Here is a 12491-nt window from a genome sequence, read left to right as displayed (position 1 = left end):
CGGGATACCGATGCAAAATGTATCGCCAATCATATACGCAGCGGCATGACGACCGCGAGCATAGTCCGCGTGCCCTACAATCGCCGCCATGCCCGCTCAAGTCTGCCCCATCGACCTGCCCGCCCCGGAAACCCTAGCCCGGACGCTCGGCACGCGCCTGCCCGCTTTCCAAGACATTGCCTGGACAGGCAGCACCGGGTCGACCAACGCTGACCTGCTGGCCCGCGCCCGTTCGGGCGCGAGCGCCGGAAAACCCTGGCTGCTGGGCACGCATTTGCAGGAAACGGGCCGCGGCCGCGCCGGCCGCCCCTGGCAGAACCGCGTGGGTTCCACGCTGATGTTTTCCTGCGCGTTCGACGTGCACCTGCCCGCCACGCAATTGCCGGCGCTCTCGCCGCTGGCCGGCGTGGCCGCCTGCGAAGCGCTGCGCGCCGTCGCGGGCCGCGACGCGCGGGGGCTGTGCATGAAGTGGCCCAACGACGTGCAGTGGCAGGACGCCAAGCTGGCGGGTGTCCTGGTGGAGACCACCCGCAATCCCGGCGGCCGCGAAGCCGGTTACACCGTGGTGATCGGCATGGGCGTGAACCTGAGCGGCGCCGCCGAGCTGTCGCTTGCGCTGGGCCGCGAAGTGGCCGATTGGACCCAGGTGCAGGCCCACTCCGCTCATGCCGCCCTTGCCGCCGACCTGGTCTGCGCCAGCGCCACGGCGTGGCACGAAGCGGTCCAGGCGCTAGAGCGCGACGGCTTTGGCGCATTCAGGCAGCGCTTTGACCAGGTGGACGCGCTGGCGGGCCGCAAGGTGAATGTGCTGGACAAGGGCGCTATCCTTCTCAGCGGCACCGCCTGCGGCGTGGACGAGCAAGGCCGCCTGCTGGTGCAAACGCCCCAGGGCGCCACACCGATCTCGGTCGGTGAAATTTCGATTCGACGCCAAGCATGATTATTCTCATCGACTCCGGCAACAGCCGTCTCAAAGTGGGTTGGCTGGACGCCAGCAATCCGGACATGCCGCGCGAGCCGGCGGCGGTCGCCTTCGATGGCCTGGACCTTGACGCGCTGGACGGCTGGCTGGCCGCACTGCCGCGCCCGCCATTGCGCGGACTGGGCGTGAACGTGGCCGGCGCGGCCCGCGGGGCGGCCATCGCGGCCATCCTGCAAAAGCACGGCTGCGCGGTGACCTGGTCGCTGCCGCAAGCCACGACGCTGGGTCTGGTCAACAGTTACCGCACGCCCACCCAGTTGGGCGCGGACCGCTGGGCCTCGCTGCTGGGCGTGCTGTCGCGCCTGCCCGGCACCCATCCGCCCTTTGTGCTGGCCAGCTTCGGCACCGCCACCACCATCGACACCGTGGGTCCGGACAACGTCTTCGTCGGCGGGCTGATCCTGCCCGGTCCGGCCATGATGCGCCACGCGCTGGCCCATGGCACCGCCAACCTGCCGATCGCCGACGGCCAGGTCGTGCCCTACCCCACGGATACACACGAAGCCATTGCTTCGGGAATCGCCGCGGCCCAGGCCGGCGCCGTCGTGCGCCAATGGCTCGCTGGTCGCCAACGCTACGGCCAGGCCCCGCAAATATATGCGGCGGGCGGCGGCTGGCCGGAAGTGCATCAGGAAATCGAACGATTGCTGGCGGATGCGGGCGGAGCCTTTGGCGCCGCGCCGGTGCCGATATACCTGGACCACCCCGTCCTGGATGGACTGGCTGCGGTAGCGCGCGCCACCCTGGACGCCAACGCCTGAGCGAGGGCCGCGCATGCGAGTGCTCTTCATCCTGATCCTGCTGGCGAACCTGGGCGCCTACGCGCTGGGCCAGGGCTGGCTTGGGGCCCGCCCCGAGGACGAGGGACGCGACACGCGCCGCTTCAGTCAGGAGCTCAACCCCCAGGCCGTGACGCTGGTACCGCGCAAGGCCCCCTAGCGGCTGCCCTGGCGATCAGTCCAGCCAGGACTCCAATGCGCCCAGCGTTCGCCGGGTCGCTCCGGCATGCATATCGAACCAGGTCCGCGCCGCCCGGCTGGCATGCTGGCGCCGCGCGTCGTCGGCCAGCAGCGCCATCGCGATATCGACCGCCTGCGCCGCGTCGGGCGCCCGCAGCGCAGCGCCCGCGTCTATCGCATCTTGCGCCGCCTGCTTGAAATTGAACGTATGCGGACCGACGATGACCGGCACGCCCGCCGCGCAGGCCTCGATCAGGTTCTGCCCGCCCAAGGGCGCAAAGCTGCCCGCCACGATCGCCACATCCGAGGCAGCGTAATAAAACGCCATCTCGCCCAGCGTGTCGCCCAGCAGCACCGCCGTATCCGGCCCGGGCTCGGTGCCCTCCGACCGTCTGGCGAACGGCAGGCCGGCGTCCGACAACAGGCGGGCAGCTTCCTCAAAACGTTGGGGATGGCGGGGGATCAGCAGGAACAGGGGCGCGCCGGGCGTGCCGGCATGGCGCTTGATGGCGTCGATGAAAGGACCGTCTTCCCCCTCACGCGTGCTGGCGACCGCGACCACCCGTCTTCCCAGCTGTCCGCGCCACGCCTGCCCCGCCTGCACCTGCGGCGCCGGCAGGACCAGATCGAACTTCAGGTTGCCCGTCACGACAGGCGCGGGCGCGCCAGCCTGCGCCAGCCGCGCGGCGTCCTCTGCCGTTTGCGCCAGCACCGCGTCCAGCCCAGCCAGGGCTTCGCGCATCACGCTGCCCATCCAGCCCGCCTGGCGCAGGGATGACGCGGAATAACGCGCACTGACCAGGGCCATGGGTACCTTGGCGCGGCGGGCGGCGGCCAGCAGATTGGGCCAGATCTCGCGTTCTATCAACAAACCGCAACGCGGCTTGTTGATCGCCATGAATCGGCGGGTCGCGCCGGGGAAATCATAGGGCAGCCAGGCCTGGCGCAGCTGGCCCCGGGCCATGGCGTCCTTGAACAGGCGAGCGCCCTCCGCGCGGCCGGTCGCCGTCATGTGCGTCAGCAGCACCGGCAAGCCGCGGTCCAGCAGCGCCTGCAGCAGCGGCTGCGTGGCGCGCGTCTCGCCCAGACTGACGGCATGGACCCAGACGGGCGCCGTCAGCGGCGTGCAAGCAGGGGATGAGGCGCGACCGAAGCGTTCCGGGGAGAATATCTCCCATTGGCCTCCCGCGCGCCTGGCGCGGCGGGCCATCCACAGCCAGACCAGCGGCGCCAACGCTCTGAGCGCCAGAGTGTAGACGCCGCGATTCATGTCACTGGGCGGCCAGCGCCTGCTCCACCGAGGCCATCACCGCCTCTCGCGACGGCGAGGCGCCCCGGTCGCCCAGGCTGGCGGTGTAGTTCGAACCGACCAGCGGGGTTCTCACGGGGGTAGAGGCTCGGTAAATGCCGATGGTAGGACGGCCCAGCGCCGCGGACAGGTGCGTCAGGCCGCTGTCCAGGCCCACCATCAGGCGGGAGCCGGCCAAGAGGCGCGCGACCGAACTCAGGTCCATGCGGGGCATCACCTCGGCTCCGTCCATACCCGCCACGAGCAGGCTCGCCCGCTCGGCCTCCTGGTCATTGCCCGCCAGCAGCTTGAGCGTGCAGCCGGCTTCGCGCAGGCGTCGAAAGACCACGCGCCAGTCCTCTTCGGGCCACAGCTTGTCGTTGCGGCTGGCCGACGGCATGATCACCGCGTAGCCACGGTCGGTATCCAGATGATGAAGGCGCGGAAGTTCGTTGGTATTCAGGCCGGCGCTGCCCACTTCCAGCGTGGGCTCGGAAGCCTGCGTCGCCTGGCGGGCAAAGGCCTGCAAGCCAAAGTCCGGCAGGCCGGCATGCTGATAGCCGAAGGTCAGGCCCGCCAGCTTGCGCTGGCGTATCACTGCGGGCTGCCAGAATTCCACGCGGTGGCGCACGTTATAGAAGAGCGATGCCAGCGGCTCGCGCGCCGAACGCCAATCCAGGCCGTGCCGCACGCCGCGCGCCTGGCGCACCAGCCATGCGGACTTCAACAAGGCCTGCATATCCAGGACCACGTCGTACTGCACCGAGCGCAGGCGCTCGCGCAGGGCACGCCGTTCCGCCCGCACCTGGGCGGACCACCAGGACTTGCGCCAGCGGCGATGCGCGACCTTGATGATTTCGTTTACCGCAGGGTGCCAGGAAGGGATCTCGGCGAATGCCTCTTCGACGACCCAGTCTATCTGGGCGTCGGGCACATGCCGGGCGATATCCGTGATCGCCGGCAGCATGTGAACGAGGTCGCCCAGGGAGGACGTGCGAACAATGAGAATTCGTGTGGGCATGAGCAAGGATTCGTGCTTGGCGCCGCCCTCGATCCGATGCTGGCGGGCGCCGTTCAACGCAGCCCGAACTGTACAACAACAATGGCCAGTACAGCGAAACCGGGGCAGCCCGCAGACAGCCCGTAAGGCAGGGTGGAATTGGTTCCTATCGTGGCGGCGCAGGAATCACTGGCGCTTCTTTTTCTTGACGATCATCCATTTCGGCATTCGGAACAAGACCAGCCGGCGATAGAGCACCACATAGGTCGTGGAGAATATTCCCGTAAACAACATCAGCAGGTAAGGCTGCTGCCAAAACAGCACTGCCGGGATAACCGCCAGCGACGACAGCAGCCACAAATACGGAGAGGTCATGGAATTGCGCTGCGTCTGGTGCCGCATTTCACGCGAACCGATGGCCCAGCGGACCAGGCGCTTATAGATCAGCATATGCAGATGCACCCCGTCCGGCGCGCCTGGCGAACGGCCTCGCAGCCATTTCTTCCGATAGATGGAAAAAAGCGTTTCGAAGACGGGATAGATGCACAGCAGCAGCGGAAACCAGGCGGAGACCTCGGGATGCCGGGCCAGCATCAGCACGGACAGCTCGCCAATGATGAACCCCAGAAAATAGGCTCCGCCATCGCCAAGGAATATATGCCCGTGCGGATAATTCCAAACCAGGAATCCGATGACTGCGCCCAAGGTGCTCAAGGCAACAATCAAAAGAAAACGATCACCGAGATAAAACGACACATAGGCAAATCCGGCCAATATCATGGCGGACACCACCGCCGCCAGGCCGTTATATCCGTCGATGATATTTATGGCGTTGGCCGCACCGCCAATAGCCACCGATGTAAATACCAGGGAGACGACGCCAAACTGCAACAGCCAATCAACACCGATAATGTCGACACGCGTCACTGCCGCGCCCAAAAGATAATAAGCGGCCGCCCCGGAAAGAATCGCGAGGCCCAGCCGCACCAATACCCGCACCTGCTTTGTGAGGTCTTCCGCGAAGCCGCCCAGAAAAGCGGGCATGCCCGCCGCCAGGAGCAACACCATATTCGGCAGCACGTCGGGTTCCCGCACTGCGACCACCGCGCACGTGACGCCCAATGCCACCAGCAACGACAAACCGCCGATGCGCGGCACCGGCGCCGAATGATACTTTTGCACACCTTCCAAATCATGATCAGCCGTCAGGCCATCATGCCAAGAGCGGTAGCGCACGATCAGCAAGGTGGAGATGAGCGAAACCAGAAACGCTACAAGAACGTACAGCATGGAAAAAATGCGCCAGGTGGGGAATTGGCGCGATTGTAGCGTCAGACGCCGATATGCATGAACACAACGCCAGCTAGTTTGAAAAAGAATAGAAACGAGCCTTGCAAAATAAAAAGGGCCTCCATCAATGCGATGCGAACGGCTAAACTCCTGGCTTGCGCGAAGGCGGGAAACCACCGGCCCGAATCCGGGCCGGGCTGGGCACTACATTCACAGTATCAAGACGTATTCTCGAAAATATGCAATCTTTCAAACCCGCTGAACACACTAGCCTGCCGCAGCTTCCTGAATGGAAGGCATATTCCAAAGCAGTCCAAGACGCATCGTTTTGCATGGATGCGCTACACCTTGTGCAAGCGGCCGGACTCACCATCGATCTCAGCGCGCAGGTCGATTCGCCCGCCGCCCGCCAGGCAGCCGCAGCTTTGCTGGACGCCCGTGGCTTCGACCGTGCCCGCAAAGCGCTCCTCGCGGGCGAGCACGTCAATCTGACTGAAGACCGGGCCGCCTGGCACACCATGCTGCGGGCGCCTGAGCCGATCGAAGCCGTTGCACGGGAGCATCAACGCGTGCGCGATTTCGTGCAAGAGGCCGACGCGCAAGACAAATGGAAGGCCGTCATCCATATCGGGATCGGAGGCAGCGACTGGGGCGTCCGGCTGGCAGCGGACGCCTGTGGCGGCAACGGCGCGCGCCGGGTGCTGAAGTTCGTCGCCAACATAGACGGACACGCCATCGAGAACGCGATCCTGGGAATGGATCCCAGGGAAACCCTGATCGTGGTGACTTCCAAGTCCTTCACCACGACGGAAACCCTGGCCAACCTGAAGCGCGCCGTCCAGTGGCTGGCCGATGCGGGAATAGACCGTCCATACGAGCAGGTCGTCGCCATCACGGCCCGGCCGGCCGCCGCCGCCAAGCTCGGAATTCCTGGCTCCCAGATCTTCCAGTTCTGGGATTGGGTGGGCGGCCGCTATTCGCTGTGGTCGGCGGTCGGGCTGCCCGTGGCGCTGGCAGTCGGCCTGGAGGTGATCGAGGGCATCCGCGCCGGCGCCGCCGCCATGGATGCGCATTTCGAAGAGGCGGACATTGCCGGGAACGCACCCGTGCAGCTGGCTCTTGCCGGCATAGCCAATCGCAGCGTGCTGGGCTATGGCTCGCTCAGCATCGCCGCGTACGACGCCCGCCTGCAGTATCTGGCGCCCTATCTGCAGCAGCTCGACATGGAATCGCTGGGCAAGTCCGTGGACCTCGCCGGACACCCCGTTGGCGTGCCGACCGGGCCTTCCGTCTGGGGCATGCCCGGCACGGACGGGCAGCACACGTTCTTTCAATGGCTGCACCAGGGCACGGACGGCGCCGCCGTGGACTTCATTATGTGCCGCGAGGCGGACCACCAATGGGTCGAGGAACACGCCATGCTGCTGGCCAATTGCCTGGCGCAACGGCAGACGCTGCTGCGCGGTACCTCATTTGAAGCAGATTACGCCGCCCTGCTGGCGCAGGGCATGTCGGAAAGCGACGCCCAATGGCTGGCCCGCCACCGCCATCACCGGGGCGGCCGGCCATCGACCCTGATCGTGCTGCCGCGTCTGACGCCCTATGCGCTGGGCGCCCTGCTGGCGCTCTACGAACACAAGATCTTCGTCCAGGCCCTGATCTGGGGAATCAATCCCTTCGATCAATGGGGCGTCGAAGCTGGCAAAAAGATGGCCAGCGGCATCCTGCAAGAGCTGCATGGCGAACCGCTGGCGGCAACGCACGACCTCTCGACGCGGCACTGGATCTCCGTCCTGACGGACGACAGACAGGGCCAGTGAGACGACTGCGCCCCGGCCAGCCGGGGCCGGACTGCTCCGCGCAGAGATAGCCAAACATGCCATTTGGGAACAGAATGCATTCATAGCGCTTCTAAAAGGAGACAGCCATGCGCATTGCCGATGCCCAATGGATTCCTTCGACGCAACACCAGACCTGGGATGCGTTGACCGACCCGAGAGTGCTGCAGAAATGCATCCCGGGCTGCGTGGAAGTGGCAATGCGCAGCCAGACGGAGTACGCCGTCACCCTGCGGGCCAAGATCGCCGGCATAGATACCGACTACGAGGGTGAAATCCTGCTCTCCGATGTCAACGCCCCCGACAGCTGCACCCTGGTGTTCGAAGGCAAGGGCCGCGCCGCCTGCCTCGCAATCGGCACGGCCCAGATCAATCTCACCACCAAGGACGAAGGCACGCGGGTGGCCTACACCGTAGCCGGCATGGCGGGCGGAAAACTGGCCGAATGCGGAGAGGGCCTGCTTCTGAAAGCGGGCGAGAAGATCATCGAGAAGTTCTTTACCGCCTTCATTGACCACATGGCTGCGCAGCCGCGCATCGCGCCCCCGCCCCCTCCTCCGGAGCCCGAGCCCCGCGGCCTGTCGAATTCACGCTGGTCATGGATGCTTGTGCTGCTGGTGATCGCGGTTTTCTGGGGCTATCACACGTTCTACAAGTGAAAACCCTAGGGCGCCGGTGATATCCTTGGCGGCATGACTCCGCCGCCGCCACCTCCCCAGCCTGCCGCCGATCCCACCCGCTCTCGCCGGGATCTGTTGATGGCGATGGCCGGGGTATCGGCAACCGTGGTGCTGGCCGCGCTGGACTCCACCATCATCAGCACCACGCTGCCCCGCGTGGCCGAGGCGCTGGACGGGATGGCGCTCTATGCCTGGGTCGGAACGGGCTACCTTCTGGCCACGGCGGCGTCCATCCTGATCTTCGGCCGGCTGGGCGATATGTTCGGCCGCAAGCCCCTGATGCTGGTGTCGGTCCTGATCATCGCGCTGGGCTCGATCGCCTGTGGCCTGGCGCAGTCCATGACCCAGCTGATCGTGTTCCGCACTTTGCAGGGCGTGGGCGGCGGCATGATGATCGCCACCGCGTTCGCGGCGCCCGCCGACCTGTTTCCCGACGCCAAGCAACGGGTAAGGTGGATGGCGCTGGTGTCGGCGGCATTCGCCATGGCCAGCGGCATCGGCCCGGTGCTGGGCGGCGCCGCCACGCAGGCGCTGGGTTGGCGCGCGGCGTTCTTCATTTCTCCCATCGCGGCCGCCGGCTCGTTCTTCCTGCTGGCGCGCTATTTCCCCCGCATCCGCCCCATCCATGACGGCAGCCGCAAGATCGACTGGGTGGGCGCCATCCTGCTGGTGCTGGCCGTGGGCGCGCCGCTGGCTGCCCTCGAACTGGCTTTTGCCAGCGGCGATCACGCGCATCCCTTGCTGGGCCTGACGCTGGCGGTGGTCGGCGTGGCCGCAATCGCCATCCTGATTCCTACCGAACGTCGCGTAAAGTCACCCATCTTTCCACTGCGCGTGCTGTCTGGAGCAGAATCGCGCCTGTTGAACCTGGCCGCGATGATGGTGGGCGCGGTGATGTTCATCCTGATCTTCTATAGCCCGCTGCTGCTGCAGCAAGTGCTGGGCTACACCCCCAGCGAGGCCGGTCTGTTGCTGACGCCGCTGGTCGCCGCGATCTCGGTGGGCAGCATCATCAACGGCCGTCTGTTTCCCAAACAGACCGAGCCCCAGCGGCTGATGGTATTTGGCGCGGTGCTGCTAGGGGCAGGCTCGCTGATGGTGCTGCTGATTTCACCGGGCACTTCGGCCTGGTGGATACTCGGCGCTTTCTTCGTCAACGGCTGCGCGCTGGGCTTTCTCCTGCCCAACCTGACGCTCTTCATGCAAATGCTGAGCGAACGCCGCGACGTAGGCGTGGCGTCGGCGCTGGTGCAGACCACGCGCGCCATCGGCAGCGCCCTGGGCACCGCCGTGGTCGGCATCCTGATTTCCCACAGCACGGTACTAAACGGAGTGCGCACCGGGCTGGTCCTGTGTATTGTCCTGTCCCTGGCCTGCGCGCTGCTGGCGCATCGAGTCAAGATGAAGAATCTGGTCACGAACCGGAAGTAAGACACACACCAGAGACAACTCATGCGTCAACGCAACTTGCTGGACCTGCTGCTCCTGGCTGCCGTCTGGGGCGGCTCCTTTCTATTCATGCGCGTGGCGGTCAAGGATTTCGGTCCGATCGCACTGATCGAACTGCGCGTGGGCCTGGCGGCCCTGTTCCTGCTGCCCGCCGCGATGTGGCGGGGCAAGCTGCCGCTGATCGCCCGCCACTGGAAAGCGCTGCTGGTGGTTGGCACGCTCAATGCCGCCGTACCCTTCCTGCTGTACGCCTACGCCGCCCAATCGCTGGGCGCCGGCTTCCTGTCGGTGGCCAATGCCGTGACGCCCGTATGGGGCGCGGTGGTCGGCTGGCTGTGGCTCAAGGACAAATTGCCCTGGACGCGCTCGCTGGGCCTGCTGATCGGGTTGGTGGGCATTGTCGTGCTGGTGTGGGACAAGCTGAACTTCCAGGCCGGCGGCACAGGGCCAGCGGTGCTGGCCGCCATATCCGCCCCCGTCTTCTACGGCATTGCGGCCAACTGGACCAAGCGTTTCCTGACGGGCGTGGATGCCCTGGCCTGCGCCACCGGCAGCATGATCGCCGCATCGCTCGTGCTGCTGCCCCTGGCGATCCCGGCCTGGCCCGAGGCGCCGGCATCAGCCGCGGCCTGGACCTCGACGATCCTGCTGGCCGTCGTCTGCACCGGCGCGGCGTACATCATTTTCTTCCGCCTGATCGCCAATGTCGGGCCAACCGCCGCTGTCAGCGTGACGTTCCTGGTGCCGATATTTGGAGTGGTGTGGGGTGCATGGCTGCTGGACGAGTCCGTCACGCCGTCCATCGCGGTCGGCGCCGCCATCATCCTGATCGGGACCGCGTTGGCGCTGGGCCTGCTCAAGCCGCGCGCCTGAACCCCCGCGTTCAATACTTGTCCGACGTCCCCGTAAGGGCCACGCCGATCCGCAGCAGCGTATAGGAGGCCGCATCCACCCAGCGCCGCAGCCAACCGCGGCGCTGATACTCCAGCGGCCGGATGAAGCGCCCGCCTTCGCGGATGGCCGTCTCCAGGCGCTCCTGCAGATCCCAGGCAAAGGGCTGATCGTCCACGACGACGTTGGCCTCGCGCGCCAGCAGCAGGCTGAAGGGGTCCAGGTTGGACGAGCCCACCGTGGCCACGTTATCTATCACGGCCACCTTAGCGTGCAGATAGCTCGGCATGTATTCGTAGATCTCGATGCCGTCGCGCAGCAGCTGGTCATACAGCGAACGCGTGGCGTGGTACTGCATGCGGTATTCGACCTTGCCCTGCAGCAGCAAACGCACGCGGACCCCGCGCGCCGCGGCCTTCGCCAGCGCGCGGCGGAACTGGCGGCCAGGGAAGAAATACGCGTTTGCGATCAGGATGTCGCGCCGCGCCTGCGAGATGCCGAACAGATACGCGCGCTCGAACGTCTGACGAAAGCGCAGATTGTCGCGCAGCACCAGCGCCGCACGCAGGGCTCCGCAAGGCGCCACCGACGCATGGCGCGGCTTGAGCAGCCGCATGCGGTTCCAGTCGCGGGGATGCCGTCGAAGGCGCGCCCAGTTCAGGCGCACCCACAGCAGTTCCTGCGCATAAGCCGCCTGGGTGACCAGCGGGCCTTCCACCTGCACGGCAAAATCGAAGCGCGGCGCGGATATGCCGTCGGTGGGATCCAGGTCGTCATAGTCGTCGATAATGTTGATGCCGCCGATGAAGGCGACCCGGCCATCCACCACCGTAACCTTGCGGTGCAGGCGCCGCAAGCGGCTGCGAGACGGAATGAAGCGCGCGAACCAGCGCGGTTCGGGCCGGAAAACGCGGCACTGTGCACCGGCGTTGGTCAGCGCCGTGCGAACCTGCTCGACGTTCAAGGCGCTGCCAAAACCATCCAGCACCACACGCACCTTGACGCCGCGGCTGGCGGCCGCAGCCAGGCATTCCAGCACCCGCGTGCCGGTCCGGTCCACCATGAAGATATAGGTTTCCAGATGCACGCTGACTTCGGCGGCATCGATCGCCGCGCACAGCGCGGGGAAAAAATCGGCGCCGTTCTGAAGCAAGCGGATATCGTTGCCCTGCGCCCACTCCAGCCTGTCCTGCTCTGCCTTCACGGTAGTTCCAGCTCCGCCACCAGAGGAGAGTGGTCGGACAGCTTGGCCCATTCGCGGCCGCGCAGCACGCGCGCGCTGCGCACGGCAAAGCCGCGCTGGTAGATGCGGTCCAGGCGAAACCATGGGAAAACGGCGGGAAAGGTGCGCGGCGGCGGCAGCAGCAGGCGCGAGCTGCCGTCCATGCCCAGCTGATTGTTGCGCTCCATGACCGAGACGCCGCTGTTGGGCAGGCCACGCAGGGCGTTGCTCAGGCGCTTGACCGAATCGCGCAGCCGCGGCAGGTCGCCGCCGTGACTGCGTGGGGCATGTGAGAACACTTCGTACAAACCCAGCTGTTGCACGAACATGGGCGCCAGGCGGTCATTCCAGTCATTGAAGTCGCCGGCGATCAGGATGGGCTCGCCATCCGGCACCATGCGCTTGATGCGTTCGGTCAGCGCCAGGATCTGGCGACTCCGGCTGCCGGCAAACAGGCCCAGGTGGACCACGAAGCAATGCACCGCCCGGTCGCCAAGTTCGACGCGCGCATGCAGCAGGCCGCGTTGCTCCAGCCGGTGATCGGAGATATCCAGGTTTTCGTGGTCAAGAATGGGAAAGCGCGACAGCAGCGCATTGCCGTGGTCCGTCGCATGGCGGATCGCGTTGCGGCCATAGGCCACGTCCAGTCGCAACGCCGCGGCGAGGGATTCGTGCTGGGCGTCGAGCAGCGATTTCTGCTCGTTGCGGCCCTGGACCTCCTGCAGGAAGACCAGGTCGGGGCGCAGGCCATACAGGCCCAGGCGAAGTTCATTCAGGGAGTCGCGCCGGCCCAGTGCCGAACGGCCCTTGTGAATGTTGTAGCTGACGACTCGGATGAGCGACATGGAAGCAATGGCGCCTTTCAAAGCAGAGAAATCGCTGGCCGCGCCAG

The 12491-nt window shown here is 65.9% G+C and carries 12 protein-coding genes; 7 read left to right on the top strand and 5 right to left on the bottom strand.

The window, feature by feature from the left end:
- Positions 1-88 precede the first annotated feature (88 nt).
- From HLG70_RS22475 to HLG70_RS22465, 3 genes are read left to right on the top strand one after another with little or no spacing between them, the layout of a single operon-like run.
- The gene (locus HLG70_RS22475; protein ID WP_171667005.1) at positions 89-940 is read left to right on the top strand and encodes a biotin--[acetyl-CoA-carboxylase] ligase; all 852 of its coding nucleotides are present in this window, start codon (positions 89-91) and stop codon (positions 938-940) included.
- Entirely contained in the window at positions 937-1743 is an 807-nt protein-coding gene (locus HLG70_RS22470) for a type III pantothenate kinase (RefSeq protein ID WP_171667006.1), read from the top strand. The genes HLG70_RS22475 and HLG70_RS22470 overlap by 4 nt, the downstream gene beginning before the upstream one ends.
- A 13-nt stretch (positions 1744-1756) precedes the next feature.
- Positions 1757-1921 carry a hypothetical protein gene (locus HLG70_RS22465; RefSeq protein ID WP_171667007.1) on the top strand — a complete coding sequence of 55 codons (165 nt, stop codon included), beginning with the start codon at positions 1757-1759 and terminating at the stop codon, positions 1919-1921.
- A gap of 15 nt (positions 1922-1936) precedes the next feature.
- Here HLG70_RS22465 and HLG70_RS22460 read toward each other — a convergent pair whose 3' ends face one another.
- The 3 genes from HLG70_RS22460 to HLG70_RS22450 form a co-directional block, all read right to left on the bottom strand.
- Positions 1937-3211, bottom strand: coding sequence for a 3-deoxy-D-manno-octulosonic acid transferase (locus HLG70_RS22460; RefSeq protein ID WP_171667008.1), 1275 nt, complete (start codon positions 3209-3211; stop codon positions 1937-1939).
- A gap of 1 nt (position 3212) precedes the next feature.
- Entirely contained in the window at positions 3213-4250 is a 1038-nt protein-coding gene (waaC, locus tag HLG70_RS22455) for a lipopolysaccharide heptosyltransferase I (protein WP_171667009.1), read from the bottom strand.
- 165 nt (positions 4251-4415) lie between these two features.
- On the bottom strand, positions 4416-5519 hold the full coding sequence (locus tag HLG70_RS22450; RefSeq protein ID WP_171667010.1) for a glycosyltransferase family 4 protein: 1104 nt from the start codon (positions 5517-5519) through the stop codon (positions 4416-4418).
- Positions 5520-5851: 332 nt separating this feature from the next.
- Between HLG70_RS22450 and pgi the strand changes: the two genes are divergently transcribed.
- The 4 genes from pgi (at position 5852) to HLG70_RS22430 (ending at position 10359) form a co-directional block, all read left to right on the top strand.
- The gene (gene pgi / locus HLG70_RS22445) at positions 5852-7339 is read left to right on the top strand and encodes a glucose-6-phosphate isomerase (protein ID WP_234103166.1); all 1488 of its coding nucleotides are present in this window, start codon (positions 5852-5854) and stop codon (positions 7337-7339) included.
- A 107-nt stretch (positions 7340-7446) separates the two neighbouring features.
- A complete protein-coding gene (locus HLG70_RS22440; protein WP_171667012.1) occupies positions 7447-8016 on the top strand; it encodes an SRPBCC family protein in 570 nt (189 codons plus the stop codon).
- 99 nt (positions 8017-8115) lie between these two features.
- Entirely contained in the window at positions 8116-9468 is a 1353-nt protein-coding gene (locus HLG70_RS22435) for an MFS transporter (protein ID WP_171667074.1), read from the top strand.
- A 21-nt stretch (positions 9469-9489) separates the two neighbouring features.
- Complete coding sequence (locus HLG70_RS22430) at positions 9490-10359, top strand: DMT family transporter (protein WP_171667013.1); 870 nt, start codon at positions 9490-9492, stop codon at positions 10357-10359.
- Positions 10360-10369: 10 nt separating this feature from the next.
- On the opposite strand, the gene clsB is transcribed toward HLG70_RS22430, so the two are convergent.
- Positions 10370-11581: a cardiolipin synthase ClsB gene (gene clsB, locus HLG70_RS22425; RefSeq protein WP_171667014.1), complete on the bottom strand. Its 1212-nt coding sequence runs from the start codon at positions 11579-11581 to the stop codon at positions 10370-10372.
- Entirely contained in the window at positions 11578-12444 is an 867-nt protein-coding gene (locus tag HLG70_RS22420) for an endonuclease/exonuclease/phosphatase family protein (protein WP_171667015.1), read from the bottom strand. The genes clsB and HLG70_RS22420 overlap by 4 nt, the downstream gene beginning before the upstream one ends.
- Positions 12445-12491 lie beyond the last annotated feature (47 nt).

It is taken from the genome of Achromobacter deleyi (genome assembly GCF_013116765.2).
In the GTDB taxonomy this organism is placed as follows: Bacteria; Pseudomonadota; Gammaproteobacteria; order Burkholderiales; family Burkholderiaceae_B; genus Achromobacter; species Achromobacter deleyi_A.
The sequence above is the reverse complement of the archived record's forward strand: the minus strand, read 5'-3'. Positions and strand labels throughout refer to the sequence as shown.